Origin of the sequence: Streptomyces sp. NPDC052107 (assembly GCF_040680215.1) — a bacterium.
Classification (GTDB): Bacteria; Actinomycetota; Actinomycetes; order Streptomycetales; family Streptomycetaceae; genus Streptomyces.
Window position 1 is genome coordinate 346,414 of sequence record NZ_JBFAWG010000001.1, and the last position, 20,976, is coordinate 367,389.

Below are 20,976 nucleotides of genomic sequence, written 5' to 3' on the forward strand. Positions count from 1 at the left end.
AACCCCTTTCCACTGTAGGCGGGCCGGGGGCCGGTCACACCGGCAGGAGGCGGGGGGCCGGGCAGTCCGGGTCGGCCTCCTGCAGCTCCAGCACCCACACCTCGTTCTCGCCCTCCCGCAGCACCGGTCCGGGGACGTACAGGGACCGCTGGGGCCCCACCGACCAGTAGCGGCCCAGGTTGAAGCCGTTGATCCAGACGAACCCGCGCGTCCGGCCGGGCAGCTCCAGCCAGCCGGGCGTCCCCGGCCCGGCGGACCATGACGGTGCCCCGGTACAGCCCCGGTGTGCCCTCCTCCGGCAGCGCGCCGAACCGCACCGCGTCCACGCCGTCGTCGAACGCGCACAGATCCAGTCCACGCGCCCGTACCCCGTGCAGATACTGCCGCTCGTGCAGGATGCCGCCGGTGATCCCCTTCGCCTCGCCGAAGCGCGGCCCGTAGTTCACCCGCCCGAGCGACTCCACCCACAGCTCCACGCGCGCGGGGCCGGCGACGGGCTCCTTCAGGCGCGGCTCCTCCTCGGTGAGCACCCCGGCCCGCTCCCCGTCGACGTACACCACCGCTAGGTCCCGCAGCCCGCGCAGGGTCAGCGGGTACGGCTGCCGGGGGCCCGGCACGTCCACCTCGTAGCGCACCAGGCCCCGGGTGACGTGCAGTTCCTCGAAGGTGGGCGGCAGGGGGGCGACTGTCTCCTCGCCGCCCAGCGTCTCCAGGACCTCGCCCAAGGGCGCCCAGCCGTCGAGCGTCACCTCCACCGGGCGGCCCAACGGGGCGGGTGACGGCGGCGGTTCGGGCAGCGGCCCTGAGCGGTACTCGGCCAGCACCTCGCGGAAGCGCCAGAACTTCTCCGTGGGGCGGCCGTACTCGTCCACGGGGGCGTCGTAGTGGTAGGAGGTCACGTCCGGCTCCAGCGGGCCCTCGTGCAGCTCGCCACCGCCCCGGTTGGCGCCCGCCCAGCCGCCGAAACTCGTGCCGCCGTGCGCCATGTAGAGGTTCACCGACGCCCCGCACTCCAGGATCTCCCGTAACGCCCCGGCGGCCTCCCCGGGGTCCCGTACGGCGTGCTCGCCGGCCCAGTGGTCGAACCAGCCGCACCAGAACTCCATGCACATCAGCGGGCCCTCGGGGCGATGGCGGCGCAGTGTCTCGAAGGCCACGCGCGCGTGGGAGCCGAAATTCACCGTGGCGAGCACCCCGGGCAGCGAACCGCCGGTCAGCATGTGGTCCTCGGGGCCGTCCGAGGTGAACAGCGGGACCGTGACCCCCTTGGCGCGCAGCAGACCGGCCAGCGCCTCCAGATAGCCGGTGTCACTGCCGTAACTGCCGTACTCGTTCTCCACCTGCACCAGGATCACCGGGCCGCCGCGGTCGATCTGCCGGGGCACGATCTCGTGCATCAGGTGGTGGAACCAGATCTCCACACGGGACAGATACCGCTCGTCACGCGTGCGCACGCGCGTGCCCGCCTCGCCCGTCACCCAGGGCGGCACTCCGCCGTTCTCCCACTCGGCGCAGATGTAGGGGCCCGGCCGTACGATCGCCCACATCCCGGCCTCCCCGACCGCGTCCAGGAACCGGCCGAGCGCCTGCACGTCCCGGTAGCCGCCCGGGACCGGCCAGTGCAGGTTCCAGGGGACGTACGTCTCCACGCAGTTCAGGCCCATCGCCCGGAGCACCGCCAGCCGGTGCCGCTAGTACCCCTCGTGCACCCGGAAGTAGTGCAGCGCCCCGGACAGCAGCCGTACCGGCCGCCCGTCCAGCAGGAAGTCGGATTCCCCCACCGTGAACTCGCTCATGCGCGCCAGCCTCACCCCTTCCGGGGGTCCGCGCCATGGACGAAGATCGTCGCTGCTTGGACAAAACGTTGGACGGAATGTCTGGACGGAATGTCTGGACGAAACGTCTGGACGAAAGTCCGCGGTCGCCGACGCCGGGAGGAGCGCCGATGTACCAGACCTGGATGCGGTTCTTCAGCCCCGGCCCCGCCCACCACCGCCTCGGCCTGGTCTGCCTCGGTGTCGGGCTCCAGCACGGCGCCCTGCCCACGGTCGGCCCGCGCGCCCTCGACCACCACGTGGCCGTCGTGATCAGCTCCGGCCGCGGCTGGTACCGGGGCGCCGACGGCCGCCGAACGACCGTCACCGCGCCCGCGCTGCTCTGGCTCACCCCCGGCGTGCCCCACCACTACGCGCCCGATCCGGACACCGGCTGGGACGAGGGCTTCGTCGACTTCGCCGGACCCGCCACCACGACGTACACCGACCTCGGCTACATCGAACCCGAGCGGCCCGTCGTCCCGCTCTCCGACGCCTCCGGGCCCCGTGCGGTGGTCGCCCGCATCGCCCGCGCCGCCCGCCGCGGCAACCCGCTGCTGGAGGTGGAGACCGGCGCCGCGGTGCACGAACTCCTCGTCGCCCTGCGCCGTGCCCGCGCCGACCTCGCGCCGGACGGCGACCAGGTGCTCCAGGCGCTCGCGCGGGACGCCTGCACGCCGATGAGCGTCGCCGACCACGCGCGCGTGCACGGTATGACCCCGGCCGAGCTGCGCAGTGCCGTGCGCCGGGCCGCCGGCTGCAGCCCCAAGGACTACCTGCTCGGCATCCGCCTCGGCCGCGCCAAGGAACTCCTCGCCGCCACCGAGCTGCCCGTCGCCGCCGTCGCCCGCCGCGTCGGCTACGACGACCCCGCGTACTTCTCCCGGCTGTTCACCCGCCGTGTGGGCCTCGCCCCGGTCCGCTTCCGCGCCCAGCAGGGCCGCAGCGTGCCCGGCGGCTGGAGCGACCGCGTTCCGGACCCGGACGATCCGCCGATGATCCACTCTCCGGACAGCCCGGAGGCGCGGCCCGGAGAACCCATAGGGTGACGGGCATGACCACCAGCAACACCGGAACCGGTGACGTGGACCCCGGGGTCCGCCAGGAACTGGAGCGGCTGCGCGACAGCATCGACAACATCGACGCGGCCGTAGTCCACCTGCTCGCCGAGCGGTTCAAGGCCACCCAGCAGGTCGGCCGGCTCAAGGCCGTGCACCAGCTGCCGCCCGCCGACCCGGCCCGCGAGGCCCGCCAGATCGCGCGGCTGCGCCGCCTGGCCGAGAACGCCAAGCTCGACCCGGCCTTCGCCGAGAAATTCCTGAACTTCATCATCGCCGAGGTCATCCGGCACCACGAGCGCATCGCCGAGGACACCGCGAACGGCCAACAGACGGACGCCTGATCCCGGCCGGAGCCGGCCGGCAGCGGTGAGGGAGCCGACGGGGGCGGCCGGCAGCGGCGCGGCGGTCGGGGGCAGGCCGGATGGGGACGGCCGGGAGCGGCACGGGCGGTCGGAGGCCGGACCGGGACGACCGGACGGGAGCGGGGCGCGGGCGGTCGAGGGCGACTGGACAGGAGCGGGGCGCGGGCAGTCTAGGGCCGGTCTGGGACAGCTGGACGGAGGCGGGGCGCGCGAGGTCCAGGGCGGGGTGCGGGAACGGTCGGGAGCGAGCAGGGGGTTTTCGGGGATCGGGCGCGATCGGTCGGGACGGGTCACGTGGTCCAGGTGTGGTCGGGGCCGGCCGGGTGTGGTCGGGAGCGCGCAGAAGCAGGCGCGGCGCGGTCACGGGCAGGGCGGTCGGGGAGGGGACGGAGACAGCCGGGGCGCGGGCACGGGTCGGGGCGGCGAGTCGGACATAAGCCGTGAAGCCGTCCACCCCCTGTGCGCTGTCAGTGCGATCAGGCAGCATGGCCTGCATGTCCGTACTCACGCGCGATGAAGCGCAGCTCCGTGCACAGCTCCTCGACGTCCACCGCTACACGGTCGAACTGGACCTCACGACCGGGGACGAGACCTTCGACTCCCGTACCGTGATCCGGTTCACCGCGCGGTCCGCCGGGGACACGTTCGTGGAGCTGAAGCCCGCCGAGTTGCGCGCGGTGACGCTGGACGGGGAGTCCCTCGACCCCGAGTCGCTCGACGACGGCCGGCTGCCGCTGAAGAACCTCTCCACCGGGGAGCACGAGCTGCGCGTCGACGCGGCCATGCGCTACTCCCGCACCGGCGAGGGCATGCACCGTTTCACCGACCCGAGCGACGGCGAGACCTACGTCTACACGCAGATGTTCATGGACGACGTCCAGCGTGTCTTCGCCGCCTTCGACCAGCCCGACCTGAAGGCCGTCTTCGAGGTCTCCGTCAGGGCGCCCGAGGGCTGGACCGTGCTCGCCAACGGCATCACCGGGCAGCGCGCCGACGGCGTCTGGCAGGCCGCTCCCACCCCGCTGATCTCCACCTACCTGGTCGCCGTCGCCGCCGGCCCCTGGCACTCGGTGCGCACCGAGCACCGTGGACTGCCCTTCGGCATCCACTGCCGCCGCTCCCTCGCCCCCCATCTGGAGGCCGACGCCGAGGAGATCCTCGACGTCACGCGCGCGTGCTTCGACCGCTACCACGAGAAGTTCGAGGAGCCGTACCCCTTCGACTCCTACGACCAGGCGTTCGTCCCCGAATTCAACGCGGGCGCCATGGAGAACCCGGGGCTGGTCACCTTCCGCGACGAGTTCGTCTACCGCTCCGCCGTCACCGACGCCGAGCGGGAGACCCGCGCCATGGTCATCGCGCACGAGATGGCCCACATGTGGTTCGGCGACCTCGTCACCCTCAAGTGGTGGGACGACATCTGGCTGAACGAGTCCTTCGCCGAGTACATGGGCTACCAGACCACCGCCGAGGCGACCCGCTTCACCGGCCCCTGGACCGAGTTCGGCGTCACCCGCAAGGCCTGGGGCTACGACGCCGACCAGCGGCCCACCACCCACCCGGTCGCCCCCGAGAAGGTCGACGACACGGCCTCCGCACTGCTCAACTTCGACGGCATCTCCTACGCCAAGGGGGCCTCCGCGCTGCGCCAGCTCGCCGCCTGGCTCGGCGAGAAGGACTTCCTCGCCGGCATCAACACCCACTTCGCCCGGCACAGGTTCGGCAACGCCACCCTCGCCGACTTCATCGACTCCCTAGCCTCCGCCACCGAGCGCGACGTGCCCGCCTGGGCCGACAGCTGGCTGCGCACCACGGGCGTGGACAAGCTCACGCCCGTCGTCGCCTCCGCCGACGGCACCTGCGCGCTGACCGTCGACCGCGCCGGCAGCCGCCCGCACCGCCTCACCGCCGGCCTGTACGACCACGACGTCGCCGACGAGGGCCGGCTGGTGCTGCGCGAGCGCCTCGACCTCGACGTCCCGCAGAGCGACCCGCAGCCCATCGGCAAGCGCCCCGCGTTGCTCGTGCTCAACGACGGCGACCTCACCTACGCCAAGGTCCGCTTCGACGCCGAGTCCTTCGAGACGGTCCGCGCCGGCCTGTCGGGCCTGCCCGACCCGCTCACCCGCGCGGTCGTCTGGAACGCCCTCAGGGACGCCGTACGCGACGGCGAACTGGCGCCCGCCGCCTACCTGGAGACGGCCCGCGCCCACCTGCCGCGCGAGACCGACCTCGCCCTGGTCCAAGGCGTCCTCGCCTTCGCCTCCGGCCAGATCGCCGACCAGTACCTGAGGCCTGAGGACCGCCCGGCCGCCCTGGCGACCCTCACCGCCCTCTGCCGCGACCTGCTGCGGCGCACCGAGGACGGCGACCACCCCGGCCTGCGGCTGCTCGCCGTACGGCACCTGATCGGCGTGGCCGCCCACCCCGACACCATCGCCGCCTGGCTCGCCGACGGCACGGTGCCCGGCGGGCCGGAGCTCGACCCCGAGCTGCGCTGGCGCATCCTCGGCCGGCTCGCCGTGCTCGGCGCCACCGACGAGGCCGCCATCGCCGCCGAGCTGGAGCGCGACCCGAGCGCCACCGGCCAGGAGGGCGCCGCCCGCTGCCGTGCCGCCCTGCCCGACCCGAAGGCCAAGCGGGCGGCCTGGGAGGCGATGTTCGCCGGCGACGACCTGTCCAACTACCTCTTCACGGCCACCGCCCAGGGCTTCTGGCAGCCCGAACAGGCCGATCTGGTACGGGAGTACGTGCCGCGCTTCTACGCGGACGCCGTCGCCCTCAGTGCCCGGCGCGGGCCCGCCATCGCGCAGGCCGCCGGCCGCTGGGCCTTCCCGGCCCATGCCGTCGACACCGAGAACCTGCGGCTCGGCGAGGCCTGTCTGCGCGAAGCCGACCCCACCCCGGCCCTGCGGCGCACCCTCGCCGACCGCCTCGACGACCTGGCCCGCGCCCTGCGGGTGCGCGGCGAGGAGACGGAAGAGGCGCAGGTGGCACGAGTGGAGTAGGTCCCTCGTCCTAGGACTCGGCTGGTCCGTGCCGACGATGCCGCGGTCCGGACCGTCCCCCTAGGCTCGAGCTGTCAGAAGCGATCAGCCGAGCCTTCGGAGGCACCTTCCGTGATCGTGGTGACCGGCGCGACCGGCAACGTCGGCCGTGCCCTCGTCGACCGTCTCCTCGCCGCGGGCCGGCCCGTGCGGGCGCTCACCCGCGACCCGCAGCGGGCCGCCCTGCCCGCCGGCGCCGAGGTGGTCCGGTTCCGGCCGGACGACCCGGCCACCCTGTTCGGCGGGGCGACGGCCCTCTTCCTGTACGCACAGGCCGGCACGCCCGACCTCCTTGAAGCCGCCCGCGCCCACGGGGTGCGGCATGTCGTCCTGCTCTCCAGCGGCATCATCCAGGAGGGCGCCGATGAGACCCACCCCATCCACGTCATGCACGCCACCGTGGAACGGCAGATCCGCGACAGCGGGCTCGACTGGACCTTCCTGCGTCCCAACGCCTTCGCCACCAACGCCCTGCAGTGGGCGCCGCAGGTCCGCGCCGGGGACACCGTCCGCGGGGTCTTCGCGAACGGGCTCTCCGCGCCGATCCACGAGGACGACATCGCGGCCGTCGCCGAGCGGGTCCTGCTCGACGGCGGACACCAGGGCGCCACGCACCGGCTGACCGGTCCCGCGGCGACCACCAACGCCGAGCAGGTCGCGGCGATCGGCGCGGCCGTCGGCAGGGAGCTGACGTTCGTGGAGGTCGACCCCCGCGAGGCGGGCCCGGAGCTGTTTCCGCACGTCCCGCCCCAGATGCTCGAACGGCTGCTGCGGACCTTCGAGGAGACGGTCGGCGTATCACCGGAGATCACCGACACGGTGGGGAAGGTCACCGGCACCCCCGCGCGGACCTTCGCCCAGTGGGCGCGGGATCACGCGGAGGACTTCGGCGGAAAGTTCTGAGCACGCCCTTCCGCCGTACCCACTTTCGGGTTCCGATCGTTGAGCTTTCAGGACACACGGGGCGCTTCCCATACAAGCTGGAAGCCCAAGGCCCCGTAAAGCCGGAAGCCGGGGTCGGTCCACGAGCGGAGGGACAGCCGATGAGCGGTGCGGAACCTCTGCGCACGCCGCCCCTCGCCTCGGGCCCGCACGGCCCCGACGCCCTGCGCCCGCTCCTCGGCACCGTCCTCGACGCGCTCGCGGCCGGTGCCCGGGCGCGCGGCGGGCCGTTGCCCGGCGGGGGACCGGATGCCGTCGCCGCACGTGTCACCGACGTGCTCGGGGACGTGCTTCCGGACCATGGCGACCCCGACGCCCTGCGCGCCCTCGTGCGCGCCCTCGCGGAGGGCGCCGCCGACCCCGCCGACCCGCTGTGCGCGGCCCATCTGCACTGCCCGCCGCTCGCCGTGGCCACCGCCGCCGACCTCGCCGTCAGCGCCCTCAACCCGTCCCTGGACTCCTGGGACCAGGCCCCGGCCGCCTCCGCCCTGGAAGCCGCGGTCACCCGCGCCCTCGCGCACGCCGCCGGTCTCGCCGACGCCCTCGTGACCACCGGCGGCACCGAGTCCAACCAGCTCGCCCTGCTGCTCGCCCGCGAGGCACACGGCGGCAGTGTGCGCCTCGTGTGCGGGGCCAACGCCCACCACTCGCTGCCGCGCGCCGCCTGGCTGCTCGGCCTGCCCGACCCGGTCGTCGTCCCGGCGGCGGGCGGCGCCCTCGACCTCGCCGCCCTCGACGAGGCCCTCACCACGCTCTCCGGCCCGCTGCTGGTCGCCGCCACCGCCGGCACCACCGACGCCGGCCTCATCGACCCGCTGCCCGAGATCGCCGGCCTGTGCGCCGCGCACGGCGCCCGCCTGCACATCGACGCGGCCTACGGCGGAGGCCTGCTCTTCAGCGACCGGCACCGGGAGAAACTCGCCGGGCTGGAGGCAGCCCACACCGTCACCCTCGACCTGCACAAGCTCGGCTGGCAGCCGGTCGCCGCCGGCCTCCTCGCCGTCGCCCGCCCCGGCGAACTCGCCGTCCTCCACCAGCGCGCCGACTATCTGAACGCCGACGACGACACCGAGGCCGGACTCCCCGACCTGCTCGGCCGCTCCCTGCGCACCACGCGCCGCCCCGACGTCCTCAAGACCGCGGTCACCCTGAAGACCCTCGGCCGCACCGGACTCGGCGCCCTGGTCGACCAGATCTGCGCTCACGCAGGCGAGTTCGCCGCGCTGGTCGAGGAACACCCCGGCTTCGAGCTGTACGACCGGCCAGTGATCAGCACCGTCCTGTTCCGGCCCGCGGACGCCACCGACGACGCCGTCGCCGCCGTACGCCGCAGGCTGCTGCACGAGGGCCGGGCCGTCCTCGGGCGCGCCCGGCTCGACGGCCGCCTCTGGTTCAAGGCCACCCTCCTCAACCCCCACACCCGGCCGGACGACCTGGCCCAGCTCCTGAAACTCGTCGAAGAAGGCACCCTGGCATGACCAACCCCCCACGGCACGAGCCCACATCCCCCCGCGACCTGGTCGGCATCGGCATCGGCCCGTGCAACCTCTCGCTGGCAGCCCTCGCCCACCCGCTCGCCGAACTCGACGCCGTCTTCTACGAACAGCGACCCGGCTTCAACTGGCACCCCGGCCTGCTCATCGAGGGGTCCACCATCCAAGTGCCGTTCCTGGCCGACCTGGTGACCCTCGCCGACCCGACCAGCCCGTGGAGCTTCCTGAACTACCTCAGAGCCCGCGAGCGGCTCTTCCCCTTCTACTTCGCCGAGCGCATACACATCCAGCGCGCCGAGTACGACGCCTACTGCCGCTGGGTCGCGCAGAGCCTGCCCGGGCTGCACTTCCGCCACCAGGTCGACGCGGTCCGCTGGAACCCCGAACGGGACGTGTTCGAGGTCGACTTCATCCAGCTCGACGCCGAGGGCGAGGCCGAGACGCTGGGCCGTACCTACACCCGCAATGTCGTACTGGGCGTCGGCACCGCGCCCCATGTGCCCGGTCCCTTCAAGCCCCTGGTGGACGCCCCGGGTGTGCCGGTCGTCCACGCCGCCGACTACCTGGACCACCGCGCCGAGATCCTCGCTGCGGACCACGTCACCGTCGTCGGCTCCGGACAGTCCGGCGCCGAGGTCTTCCTCGACCTGCTGCGGCACCGCCCCGCCGGACGGGAGAAGCTGCACTGGATCGGCCGCAGCGAGGCGTTCGCGCCGATGGAGTACTCCAAGCTGGGCCTGGAGCACTTCACCCCCGACTACACCCGCTACTTCCACGCCCTCGCCGAGCCCGTCCGGGACCGGCTTGTCGCTGCCCAGTGGCAGCTGCACAAGGGCATCGACGCCGGCACCCTCGCCACCATCCACGACGAGCTGTACCGGCGCACCCTCGACGGCGGCTGGCCCGACGCCGTCCTCACCCCGGGCGTCCGGGTCCGCACGGCGGGCCGCATGGCCAACACCGGGATCGAGCTGCACCTGGAACACCTCCAGCAGGACAGCCGCTGCCGGCTGACGACCGACGCCGTCGTCCTCGCCACCGGCTACCGCGAACGCCCGCTCGGCCGCGTCCTCGCCGGGCTCGACCCCTGCATCCGCCGCGACAGCAGCGAACGCCTGTGCATCGACGAGGAGTTCCGGCTCGTCCTCGACCCGTCCGTGACCGGCTCGGTGTACGTCCAGAACGCCGAACGGCACACCCACGGGGTGGGCGCACCCGACCTCGGCCTGGCCGCCTGGCGCAGCGCCACCATCCTCAACTCACTCACCGGAAAGGAGCCGTACCCGCAGCCCTCGCGAACCGCCTTCACCTCGTTCGGACTCGAGGCGCCCCAGCACCGCATGCCGCAGGCCCGCCAGGCACCGCGCCGCACGCCACGGGCCGAGGGAAGGTGACGGGCGGCGGCTCAACGCGGCCGCCGCGCCACCTCCGCCCAGCGCGGAGCTACGCGACCCTCTGGAACACCGGCTCGCCGTCCCGCACCAGCTTCCAGTCCGCCGACGCGAAGTCCTTCGGGTCCAGCACACCCTTCGCGGTGACCCACTCCGCGATCCGGGTGCGGATCTCCGTGGACTCCGACCACAGCTCCTTCGCGGTGGCCACGTGCGGGAAGGCACCGCCGCCGTTCGCCCGGTAGTTGTTCACCGCCAGGACGAACTGCTGGGCGTCGTCCAGCGGGGCGCCCTTGAAGGTGAGATCCTTGATCCGGGACCCCGCCGGCTGGGCGATGTCGATGTCGTACGACAGCCCGGAGACGTAGTCGTAGTTGTAGTCGGGTCGGCCACCGGCGTTGGTGAGCCTCTCGACGTCGACCGGGGCGCCGGCGGCCGTCTGGACGTAGTACTGCGCCGAGTACTCCAGGTACGCCCGCACCTGAGCGCCCGTCAGCAGCTTGGCGACCAGCGTGTTGTCGTACACGTACAGGCCCGACAGGTCCCGGATGGTCACATCGCCCGCCGGGATCTCGGAGGTCCGGGAGAACGGCGAGGCCTGGGCGATCACCGGCAGCGAGGCGTACGCGGTGCCCGCCAGGGCCGCCTTGACCACGTCCTCCTGCACCTTGGTGATCAGGTCGATGATCGGGGCGTCCTTGTAGCGGGCCTCGACCGTGGTCAGCGTCTCGGTGGCCCGGCCCACGACCTGGTTGACGTACGCGACGACCTTCTGGTGCTCCTCCTTCAGCAGCCGGGTGATCTCCGGGTCGTCGGCGACCGTGTTGGAGTTGCGCAGCGACGCGGAGACCGACTCGACCTCCCACCCGCCCTTGCCGAAGACCAGCTCGATGTCGAAGAGGGTGAGCCGCTCGGCGTAGCACAACGGCTCGGAGAGCACGACCGTCCTGCCGGTCTTCTCGTTGACGACCTTCAGCTCGGGGATCTCCACGTGCGCGTGCCCGACCAGGATCGCGTCGATGCCCGGCACCTGCCGGGCCACGGCGGCGGCCGCGTTCTCCACGTACGGCACCTGGTCGCCGTACGACGAGGTGCCCGACGTACCCGAGTGCGCGGACACCACGACCACGTCCGCGCCCATCGACTTCAGCTTCGGCACCCAGCGCGCGGCCTGCTCCTCCAGCCCCGGGAACGCCAACTTGCCCTGTACATAAGCCTTGTCCCAGATCGCGATGCCGGGGTTGGTCAGGCCCAGCACGGCCACCTTGACCGGCTTGGCACCGGGCACGTGGAAGGTCTTGACGACGTACGGCGGGAAGGCGGGCCGCAGGGTCTTCGCGTCGACCGCGTTGGCGCCGAGGAGCGGGAAGTCGAGCTGGTCCTCGAACTTCCGCAGGGTCTCGATGCCGTAGTTGAACTCGTGGTTGCCGAGCGCCGCCGCGTCGTACCCGATCGCGTTCATCGCCCGCGCCATCGGGTGCACCGGGCCGCCCTCGGCGGTGATCGGGTCGACCTTGGCGTAGTAGTAGGCCAGCGGGGTGCCCTGGATGGTGTCACCGGCGTCCAGCAGCAGGGTGTTGCGGCGGCCCTTCTCCCTGCGCACCTCCTCGACCAGGGTCGAGATGCGGGCCAGGCCCATCGCGTTGCCGGCCTTGTCGGAGTACTCCGTGTCCTTGAAGTAGTCCCAGTTGAAGACATGACCGTGCAGATCGGTGGTGCCCATGACGGTCAGGGAGTACCGCTTGACGGGGTGAACGGGCGGGTGGGGCTGCGCGGCCTCGGCCGCCGGAGCCGCCGCGCCGGCGATCGCCACTCCCGCCCCGGTGGCGGCGGACTGCTTGATGAACTTCCGGCGGTTCAAGGGCATCTCATGGTCTCCTCGTGGATCAGTCAACGACGCGCGTAGATTCTGACTTGAACATGACCCGCGGCGCCAGACCTCACGCGAGTGGAATTCGCTCATCGGAGCGAGTGACCGCACAATTCAACACTTGTCAATAACCCTTTACTCAAAGGTTGTTGAGTGGTCATGTGGGGCCGATTCTCTACCCACGGGTAAGGCCTAGGCTCGACGTATGCGCCGAGCAAAGATCGTCTGCACTCTGGGGCCCGCCACCGACTCGTACGACCAGATCAAGGCACTGGTCGACGCCGGAATGGACGTGGCCCGGTTCAATCTCAGCCACGGCACCCACGCCGAACACGAGGAGCGCTACCGGCGAGTGCGCAAGGCGGCCGACGAAACCGGCCGCAGCGTCGGAATTCTCGCCGACCTTCAAGGTCCGAAGATCCGGCTCGGCCGTTTCGCCGAAGGACCGGTACTCCTTGAACGCGGCGACACCTTCACCATCACCGTCGAGGAGGGCGTGGAGGGCGACCGCCACCAGTGCGGCACCACCTACGCCGGCCTCGCCGCCGACATCACCCCCGGTGAGCGCGTCCTCGTGGACGACGGCAAGGTGTGCCTGGAGGTCACCGAGGTCGACGGCCCGCGCGTCCGCACCCTCGTCGTCGAGGGCGGCATGATCTCCGACCACAAGGGCCTCAACCTCCCCGGCGTCGCCGTCTCCGTCCCGGCCCTGTCCGGGAAGGACGAGGAGGACCTGCGCTGGGCGCTGCGCACCGGCTTCGACGTCATCGCGCTCTCCTTCGTCCGCAGCGGCGACGACGCCAAGGGCGTGCACCGGATCATGGCCGAGGAGGGCCGCCGCCTCCCGGTGATCGCCAAGGTCGAGAAGCCGCAGGCCGTGGCCAACCTCGACGACATCGTGGCCGCCTTCGACGGGCTCATGGTCGCGCGCGGCGACCTGGGCGTGGAGATGCCCCTGGAGCAGGTGCCGATCGTACAGAAGCGCGCGGTCAAACTCGCCAAGCGCAACGCCAAGCCGGTCATCGTCGCCACCCAGATGCTCGACTCGATGGTCGACAACGCCCGGCCGACCCGCGCCGAGGCCTCCGACGTGGCCAACGCGGTCCTCGACGGCACGGACGCGGTGATGCTCTCCGGCGAGACCAGCGTCGGCAAGTACCCGGTCGAGACCGTGCGCACCATGGCCAAGATCGTCGCGGCGGCCGAGGAGGACATGCTCGCCAAGGGCCTGCCCCCGCTGACCGAGCGCAACAAGCCCCGCACCCAGGGCGGCGCGGTCGCCCGCGCGGCGGCGGAGATGGGCGACTTCCTGGGCGCCAAGTTCCTGGTGGCGTTCACCCAGTCGGGAGACACCGCCCGCCGCCTCTCCCGCTACCGCTCCCCGATCCCCCTGCTCGCCTTCACGCCCGAGCCGGCCACCCGCTCTCAGCTCAGCCTCACCTGGGGCGCCGAGACCTTCCTCGGCCCGCACGTCGACTCCACCGACGCCATGGTCGACCAGGTGGACGAACTGCTGCTGAAGTACGGCCGCTGCGAGAAGGGCGACGTCGTGGTGATCACGGCGGGTTCCCCGCCCGGCGTCTCCGGCTCGACCAACATGGTTCGGGTCCACCACATCGGGGAGGACGACAGCCCGAAGTAGGTGGGCGGGGCTCCGTTTGTGGGGCCCTTTTCAGTGTTTGGGGCCGACGTGGGTGTCCATGAGGGTGGCTACGGGCGGTGCTGCCACGAGTGGATCGCAGCCCGGGATATGCCGGGTCTCCTTGCTGACGGATTTGAGGCTGCGTCCCTGGCTCACCAGGGCAAGGGCTTGCGCGTGCTGATGTCGTCCATGTGACCACTCTGAGTCACTGATCGATGCTGCGTGCAGCAAAAAGCGGAGCATCACGCGAATGTGATCCTCCGCTTGCCAGATCCGACCTTGGATTGCAAGGAAAAGTGCCCCGGGTCGGACTCGAACCGACACTGTACGGGTTTTGAATCCGTTGCCTGCTGCCAATTGGGCTACCGGGGCTCGCAGAATCCAAGGTCTCCCCCGACCCTCCGCGCGTCCACCATACCGTAGCTAGGTAGGCTCTTGTCAGCAGTACCCCTGCCTGGAACGAGGAGCCCCCGTGACCGCCGAGTCGCCCCAGCCCGTAGACGTGCCCGACGACGACAAGTCGCACGTGCCTCCGCTGACGACCCGTGTCGTCATCGCCGAGGACGAGGCCCTGATCCGGCTCGACCTGAAAGAGATGCTGGAGGAGGAGGGGTACACCGTCGTCGGCGAGGCCGGGGACGGTGAGCAGGCCGTGGAGCTGGCCCGCGAGCACCGGCCGGACCTGGTCATCCTGGACGTCAAGATGCCCAAGCTCGATGGGATCTCGGCCGCTGAGAAGATCGCCGAGGAGTCCATCGCGCCGGTCCTGATGCTCACCGCCTTCTCGCAGCGCGACCTCGTCGAGCGCGCCCGGGACGCCGGTGCCATGGCGTACCTGGTCAAGCCGTTCAGCAAGAGCGATGTGGTCCCGGCCATCGAGATGGCGGTCTCCCGTTTCACCGAGCTGAAGCAGCTGGAGCAGGAGGTCGCCGACCTCACCCAGCGCCTGGAGACCCGCAAGCTGGTCGACCGCGCGAAGTCCATCCTCCAGACCGAGTACGGCCTGACCGAGCCGGCCGCGTTCCGCTGGATCCAGAAGACGTCGATGGACCGTCGTATGTCGATGCAGCAGGTCGCGGAGGCGGTCATCGCGGACAGCGAGGAGAAGAGGGCGGCCAAGAAGGGCTGACGGCTGGTCTGTACGACAGAGGCCCGCGCCCCGGAGAAGGGGGCGCGGGCCTGTGTCGTCGTACGGGTCAGTCTTCGCCGAGGTAGGCCTTGCGGACCGACTCGTCGTGCAGCAGGTCCTGCCCCGTGCCGGACAGGACGATGTTGCCGACCTCCATGACATGGCCCTGGTCGGCGAGCGAGAGCGCCGCCTGGGCGTTCTGCTCGACCAGCAGGATCGTCGTGCCCTGGGACTTCAGCTCGTCGATCGTCGCCATGATCTTCTGCATCATGATCGGCGACAGGCCCATCGACGGCTCGTCCAGCATGAGCAGCTTCGGCTGGGACATCAGGGCGCGCCCCATCGCCAGCATCTGCTGTTCACCGCCGGAGAGGGTGCCCGCGGCCTGCTTGCGCCGCTCGCCCAGGATGGGGAAGAGGTCGTAGGCGCGCTGGATGTCCTTCTCGATGCCCTCCTTGTCCTTGCGGAGGAAGGCGCCGAGCTGGAGGTTCTCGGCGATGGTCAGGCGCGGGAAGATGTGCCGGCCCTCGGGGGAGTGGGCGAGTCCGAGCGCGACGATCTTGTGCGCCGGCACGCCCGTGAGTGGCTTGCCGTCGAAGACGATCTTTCCGGACGTGGGCTTGAGCAGGCCCGACAGGGTGCGCAGCGTCGTCGTCTTGCCGGCGCCGTTGGTGCCGATGAGGGTGACGACCTGGCCGGCCTCGACACTGAACGAGATGCCCTTGACGGCCTCGATCTTGCCGTAGGCGACCCTGAGGTCCTCGACCTCCAGCAGTGCGGTCACTGGGCCTCTCCCTTGGTGGTGCCGGTGCTCTCCGCGTCGGCGGACTCCGTCTCCGAGTCGGTTTCTGCTGCCTCTCCTGCTGCCTCGGCTTCGGCCTCGCCTGCCGCGGCTTCGGCTTCGGCCTCGGCGGCCTCGACCTCCGCGACCTCCGCCGCCCCGGGGTCGCCTTCGAAGGGCTCACCCAGATAGGCGGCGACGACACGCTCGTCGGCCTGTACGACGTCGGAGGTGCCCTCGACGAGCTTCTCGCCCTGTACGAGCACGGCGACCCGGTCGCACAGGTTGAAGATGAAGCGCATGTCGTGCTCGATGACGAGGACGGCGATGCCCTTGTCCCGGATGGCGAAGACCAGTTCCTCGGTGGACCGGGTCTCCTGCGGGTTCATGCCGGCCGTCGGCTCGTCGAGCAGCAGCAGGCCCGGCTCGCTCGCCAGTGCCCGCGCGATCTCCAGCTTGCGCTGCTCGCCGTAGGGCAGGTTGCGCGCGAGGTGGTCGCGCTTGGCGGCGAGGCCGACGAACTCCAGGAGTTCCATGGCCTTCGCCTCGGACTCCTTCTCGGCCTTGCGGAACCCGGGGCCGCGCAGCAGCGCCGACCACAGGCCCTCCTTGGTCCGCGTGTGGCGGCCCACGAGGACGTTCTCCAGGACGGTCATGTTGGCGAACAGCCGGATGTTCTGGAAGGTGCGGGCGATGCCCGCCTGCGTCACCAGGTGCGGCTTGGGGGGCAGCACCTTGCCCTGGTAGGCGACCGTGCCCTCGGTGGGGACGTACAGGCCGGTGAGGCAGTTGAAGAAGGTGGTCTTGCCGGCGCCGTTCGGGCCGATGAGGCCGACGATCTCGCCGCTGTTCACCGTGAAGTCGACGGACCGGACGGCGGTCAGACCGCCGAAGCGCATCGTGACGTCACGGGCTTCGAGTACAGGTGTCGTCATGGTTCCTTACGCCCCTGCCTTGGTGACGGCCGGTTCGTCGGTCAGCGTCTTCTGCGCCGGTACGTCGAGCTGGTCGGTCTCGTGGAACTCCAGCTGGCGGCGGCGGTTGGCGATGATGCCCTCCGGCCGGAAGCGCATCAGCAGGACGAGCGCGATGCCGAAGGCGAACAGCTCGTAGTTCTGCAGGAACTGCAGTTTCTCCGGGACCAGATAGAGCACGCTCGCGCCGAGCAGCGGGCCGCTGACGGTGCCCATGCCGCCGAGGACGACGGCGGCCAGCAGGAAGGCCGAGTTGGGCGGGGCGGCGCCGGCGAACTGGTACGGCTGCGGGTTGACGCTGTAGTTGACGTGCGCCATCACGGTGCCGGCGAGGCCCGCGAGGGAGGCGCCGAGCGCGAAGGCGATGAGCTTGACCCGGAAGCCGTTGATGCCCATGGCGGTGGCCGCGGTCTCGTCCTCGCGGATGGCGATCCACGAGCGGCCGATGCGCGAGTCGGCGGCGCGGGTGAAGACGAGCACGACGATCGCCGTGATGACGAGCATCAGGAAGAGGTAGTTGGCGAAGCGGCCGAGGGTGAATCCGGCGACGTCGTGGGGGTCGCCGAGGTTGAACCCGAAGATCTTGATGTCGGGGATCTGGGTGATGCCGTTGGGGCCGCGCGTGACGTTCGGTCCGGAGTCGCCGTCCAGGCTGTTGACGGTGATGCGGAAGATCTCTCCGAAGCCGAGGGTGACGATGGCCAGGTAGTCGCCGCGCAGTCGCAGCGTGGGGCCGCCGATCAGGACGCCGAAAACCAGCGAGGCGGCCATGCCGGTGAGGGCGGCGGCCCAGAAGGGGAAGTGGACGCCGTAGGGGGAGTACTCGGAGCCGGAGACCAGCGCGGCGGCGTAGGCGCCGACGCCGAGGAAGGCGACGTAACCGAGGTCGAGCAGACCGGTGAGGCCGACGACGATGTTCAGGCCGAGGGCGACCGTGGCGAAGATGAGGATGTTCACGCCGATGTTGGCGTTGTGGTCGTCGCTCTGCGTGAAGGGGAAGATCACTGCGGCGACGAAGGCCAGAGTGGTGGCGAAGCCCTTGTGGCGGGCGGACATCGTTGCGTACCGGTCGAGGAGGCCGGAGTGGACCAGGCCCCAGGCACCGAAGACGAGGACGAGCAGGAACCCGATGAAGGTCTCGCTGTCGTCGTCGTTGATGCCGATGCCGTAGGTGAAGACCACCAGGCCGAGAGCGGTGCCGACGGTGATGGCGACACGCTCGGCGAGCGGCGAGAGCGCGCCGGGCCGGGGCTGGTCGGGCTTGGTGAGGTAGCCGCGCAGGCCCGTGCCGGGGGCCGGGTGGGGCAGCGCGAGGGCGCCGACGACGGGCAGTGCGGAGGCCGCCATCGCCACGTAGGCGCCGGGGTCCAGGTTCACCAGGCCGCCGAGGTCGACGGCGATGGCGATGCCGGTGAACCAGCAGACGGCGAACGCCGAGAGGGTGATCAGGAGGACCGGGGTGGTGGACTTGCCCGGGTTCGGCCAGTTCAGCCCGCGTACGTTCCACAGGGTGAGCCCGTACAGCAGGGTGAGGGCGCCGGCCACGAGGGCGATGACCTGCAGGCCCGCCGGGTAGCCGTAGACCGTCAGGTCGCCGGGGAAGTCGGGCGTCCAGGTCCAGCTGAGGAAGGTGCTGGCGATGGTGCCGATCGCGCCGACCGCGATGAGCAGGCGGGCCGCGGCCGACGGGAGCGGGACGGGTCCGCGCTCGGCCGGTTCCGGGGCCTGGGCGGTGGTCTCGGTGGTGGTGTCGGTCATGCTGCTCACGCCCTGTCCGCGACGCGTTCGCCGAGCAGGCCCTGTGGCCTGAAGAGGAGTACGAGAATGAGGAGGACGAAGGCCCACACGGGAGCCCAGCTGCCGCCGCCGAGTTGGTGCATGCCGGGGATGTCGGCGATGTAGGCGGTGGCCATGGCCTCGGCGAGGCCGAGGACGAGGCCGCCGAGCATGGCGCCGTAGATGTTGCCGATGCCGCCGAGGACGGCCGCGGTGAACGCCTTCAGACCGGCGATGAAGCCCATGTCATAGGAGACCGAGCCGTACTTCAGGCCGTAGGAGACACCGGCGACGGCCGCGAAGAAGCCGCCGATGGCGAAGGCGATGACGATGATGCGGTTGGTGTCGATGCCCATCAGCTGGGCGGTGTCCGGGTCCTGGGCGGTGGCCTGCATGGCGCGGCCGGTGCGGGAGAGCCGGACGAAGAAGGCGAGGACCGCCATGCACACCGGGGCGGCGATGATCAGGAAGACGTCACCGCTCTGCACGGTCACGGAGCCGATGTGCAGCGGGCCGAACGGCAACTGCGGGAAGACCCGGGCGGACTTGGCGTCGCCGTCGACGTGGTACCAGTTGAAGACCGCCTGCTGCAGCGCGAGCGACAGGCCGATCGCGGTGATCAGCGGGGCGAGGCGTGGCGCGCCGCGCAGTGGTCGGTAGGCGAAACGCTCGGCGCCGACAGCGATGAGTACGGCGACCAGTGCACCGCCGATCAGCATCGCCGGTAGGGCTATCCACATGGATATGCCGTCCGGCAGGACGAGGTAGACCGTGAGGGCGCCGAAGCCTCCGGTCATGAATATCTCGCCGTGGGCGAAGTTGATGAGCTGGACGATGCCGTACACCATCGTGTAGCCGATGGCGATCAGCCCGTACATCGAGCCGAGGAACAGCCCGTTGGCCAGCTGCTGCGGCAGGGTGTTCACCGCGTGGCCTCCATGTGGTGGGGAGAGTCAAGGGGGCGGTAGAAGGCGGGCCGCGCGGTGACGGTGGTCTGCGCCGCGCGGCCCTGGTGAGGCGATGTGCTTCGGTGGCTTACTTCGGGTTGGCCGTGCCGCTCTTGACGGACTTCCACTCACCGTTCTTGACCTGGTAGACGGTCAGCTGCTTGTTCGTGGTGTCGCCGTACTCGTCGAACGAGATCTTGCCGGAGATGCCGTCGAAGGAGGTCTTCTGGACGGCGTCGACGACCTGGGCGCGGGCGTCGGACGGAAGCTTGCCGTCCTTCACGACCTGGCCGACGGCCTTGATGATGGCGGTGGCGGCGTCGTAGGCGTACGAGCCGTAGGTGCCGTAGTCGCCGGGGTACTTCTTGGCCTTGTAGGTGTCGACGAAGTTCTTGGCGGCAGGCAGGGTGTCGACCGGGACGCCGATGGAGGTGACCAGGTCACCCTCGGCGGCCTTGCCGGCGGTCTTGATGTAGGTCGGGGTGAACATGCCGTCGCCGCCGAACAGCGGGATCTTGGCGCCGGCGTCCTTGAGCTGCTTGGTCAGCACCTGGGACTCGTCGTACTGGCCGCCGTAGTAGAGCAGGTCGGCACCCGAGTTCTTGATCTTGGTGACCAGGGTGGAGAAGTCACGGTCGCCGGTGTTGACGTGGTCGGTGCCGATGACCTTGCCGCCCTGCTTGGCGAACTGCGCCGTGAAGATCTTGGACAGGCCCGCGCCGTAGGTCTGCTTGTCGTCGACGACGAACGCCTTCTTCGCGTGGATGCCGTTGTAGGCGTAGTCCGCCGCGTAGGCGCCCTGCAGCTCGTCGGTGGTCGCGGTGCGGAAGTACGTCTTGAACGGGCGGGACTTGCTGGTCTGCCAGTTCTTGCCCATGGTCAGCTCGGGGTTGGTGTTGGACGGGGAGATCTCCACCAGGTTGGCGGTGGCGAAGACCTGCTGCATCTGCGTGGCCACACCGGAGTTGAGCGGGCCGACGACGCCGAGCACGCTCTTGTCGGAGACGAGCTGGGTGGCGTTCTGCTGGCCGGTGGCGGGGATCGCCTTGTCGTCCAGGGGCTTGATCTTGAAGGTGACGCCGGGAACGGTCTTGTTCTTGTTGGCGTCGTCGACGGCGATCTGGGCGCCGTACTGAATACCCAGGCCCGTGGCGGAGTTCTGGCCGGTCAGCGGAGCATCGACGCCGATCGTGACCGTCACGTTGCCGCTGTCGCCGCCCTTGCTGTCGTTGTTGCGGGAGCCGCAAGCGGTGAGGGTCAGAGCTCCGGTGGTCAGCACGGAGGTAAGAATCACCAGAGAACGCTGTCGCACTATCGATCCTTTCCGCAGGCACGTTCCGCCCCTTGGGGCACGGAGGATGCCGCGCCGGTACCGAACTCCCTATGGAGCGGTGACTGGCCGTGACTCTAAGCGTGTGTGAGGAACGTGGAGGAGTGCTTGACCAAGGCTGTGACGCTCTTGTTATGACACGGGGTAATGCAGAGCGGTACTCCGTGGGGGGAAAGCAGGAATTCAGCCCGATTCACCCCGTCCGCATTCTGAGAACCTGCAGGCCTTGCCGTAATCGGTTCAGGCGTCTCGGGGGTTTTGGTGATTACACAACACCCGTTGCTGCAGGCGACTTCCGTGGTCCCGAGTGCCGTTGTGCATCGGGGGGCGCAGGCGTGAAAATATGAATGTGTATTGCACGCATATTACGCAGTGTTACGCTCAGGAAAAGGGAGTTGAGGCTGGAAGGGGAGAGCG

14 protein-coding genes, 1 tRNA gene and 1 pseudogene are annotated in these 20,976 nt (G+C 70.5%); 8 read left to right on the forward strand and 8 right to left on the reverse strand.

What is annotated here, in order from left to right; translation table 11 throughout:
* Positions 1-34: 34 nt before the first annotated feature.
* Positions 35-1,796 (reverse strand): annotated as a pseudogene (locus AB0M27_RS01585) (beta-galactosidase family protein).
* 149 nt (positions 1,797-1,945) lie between these two features.
* Between AB0M27_RS01585 and AB0M27_RS01590 the strand changes: the two are divergent.
* From AB0M27_RS01590 to AB0M27_RS01615, 6 genes are all read left to right on the forward strand, one after another.
* Positions 1,946-2,863 (forward strand): AraC family transcriptional regulator, encoded by a 918-nt coding sequence (locus AB0M27_RS01590; protein ID WP_365716739.1) that lies wholly within the window; start codon positions 1,946-1,948, stop codon positions 2,861-2,863.
* 5 nt (positions 2,864-2,868) lie between these two features.
* The gene (locus AB0M27_RS01595) at positions 2,869-3,216 is read left to right on the forward strand and encodes a chorismate mutase (RefSeq protein ID WP_365716741.1); all 348 of its coding nucleotides are present in this window, start codon (positions 2,869-2,871) and stop codon (positions 3,214-3,216) included.
* Between the two features lie 515 nt (positions 3,217-3,731).
* Positions 3,732-6,245, forward strand: a complete 2,514-nt coding sequence (gene pepN, locus AB0M27_RS01600; RefSeq protein WP_365716743.1) for an aminopeptidase N — start codon at positions 3,732-3,734, stop codon at positions 6,243-6,245.
* Positions 6,246-6,356: 111 nt separating this feature from the next.
* A complete protein-coding gene (locus AB0M27_RS01605) occupies positions 6,357-7,187 on the forward strand; it encodes an NAD(P)H-binding protein (RefSeq protein ID WP_365716745.1) in 831 nt (276 codons plus the stop codon).
* A gap of 140 nt (positions 7,188-7,327) precedes the next feature.
* Positions 7,328-8,704, forward strand: a complete 1,377-nt coding sequence (locus AB0M27_RS01610) for an aminotransferase class V-fold PLP-dependent enzyme (RefSeq protein ID WP_365716747.1) — start codon at positions 7,328-7,330, stop codon at positions 8,702-8,704.
* Positions 8,701-10,113, forward strand: a complete 1,413-nt coding sequence (locus tag AB0M27_RS01615) for a SidA/IucD/PvdA family monooxygenase (protein WP_365716749.1) — start codon at positions 8,701-8,703, stop codon at positions 10,111-10,113. The genes AB0M27_RS01610 and AB0M27_RS01615 overlap by 4 nt, the downstream gene beginning before the upstream one ends.
* A 49-nt stretch (positions 10,114-10,162) precedes the next feature.
* Here the strand turns inward: AB0M27_RS01615 and AB0M27_RS01620 are convergent, their stop codons facing one another.
* Positions 10,163-11,977 carry a 5'-nucleotidase C-terminal domain-containing protein gene (locus tag AB0M27_RS01620; protein ID WP_365716751.1) on the reverse strand — a complete coding sequence of 605 codons (1,815 nt, stop codon included), beginning with the start codon at positions 11,975-11,977 and terminating at the stop codon, positions 10,163-10,165.
* A 208-nt stretch (positions 11,978-12,185) separates the two neighbouring features.
* Between AB0M27_RS01620 and pyk the strand changes: the two genes are divergently transcribed.
* Complete coding sequence (gene pyk / locus AB0M27_RS01625; RefSeq protein ID WP_365716753.1) at positions 12,186-13,622, forward strand: pyruvate kinase; 1,437 nt, start codon at positions 12,186-12,188, stop codon at positions 13,620-13,622.
* Positions 13,623-13,919: 297 nt separating this feature from the next.
* Here pyk and AB0M27_RS01630 read toward each other — a convergent pair.
* Positions 13,920-13,994 (reverse strand) — tRNA-Leu (locus AB0M27_RS01630).
* A gap of 100 nt (positions 13,995-14,094) precedes the next feature.
* Here AB0M27_RS01630 and AB0M27_RS01635 point away from each other — a divergent pair.
* On the forward strand, positions 14,095-14,751 hold the full coding sequence (locus AB0M27_RS01635; RefSeq protein ID WP_365716755.1) for a response regulator: 657 nt from the start codon (positions 14,095-14,097) through the stop codon (positions 14,749-14,751).
* Positions 14,752-14,818: 67 nt separating this feature from the next.
* Here AB0M27_RS01635 and AB0M27_RS01640 read toward each other — a convergent pair whose 3' ends face one another.
* The 5 genes from AB0M27_RS01640 to AB0M27_RS01660 all read right to left on the reverse strand — a co-directional run bounded on the left by AB0M27_RS01640 (position 14,819) and on the right by AB0M27_RS01660 (position 20,526).
* Positions 14,819-15,535 (reverse strand): ABC transporter ATP-binding protein, encoded by a 717-nt coding sequence (locus AB0M27_RS01640; RefSeq protein ID WP_365716757.1) that lies wholly within the window; start codon positions 15,533-15,535, stop codon positions 14,819-14,821.
* Positions 15,532-16,467: an ABC transporter ATP-binding protein gene (locus AB0M27_RS01645; protein ID WP_365716759.1), complete on the reverse strand. Its 936-nt coding sequence runs from the start codon at positions 16,465-16,467 to the stop codon at positions 15,532-15,534. Before AB0M27_RS01645 ends, AB0M27_RS01640 begins: the two co-directional genes overlap by 4 nt.
* A 6-nt stretch (positions 16,468-16,473) precedes the next feature.
* Entirely contained in the window at positions 16,474-18,264 is a 1,791-nt protein-coding gene (locus AB0M27_RS01650) for a branched-chain amino acid ABC transporter permease (protein ID WP_365716856.1), read from the reverse strand.
* Between the two features lie 5 nt (positions 18,265-18,269).
* Positions 18,270-19,208 (reverse strand): branched-chain amino acid ABC transporter permease, encoded by a 939-nt coding sequence (locus AB0M27_RS01655; RefSeq protein WP_365716761.1) that lies wholly within the window; start codon positions 19,206-19,208, stop codon positions 18,270-18,272.
* A 109-nt stretch (positions 19,209-19,317) separates the two neighbouring features.
* Entirely contained in the window at positions 19,318-20,526 is a 1,209-nt protein-coding gene (locus AB0M27_RS01660) for a branched-chain amino acid ABC transporter substrate-binding protein (RefSeq protein WP_365716858.1), read from the reverse strand.
* Between the last annotated feature and the right edge of the window lie 450 nt (positions 20,527-20,976).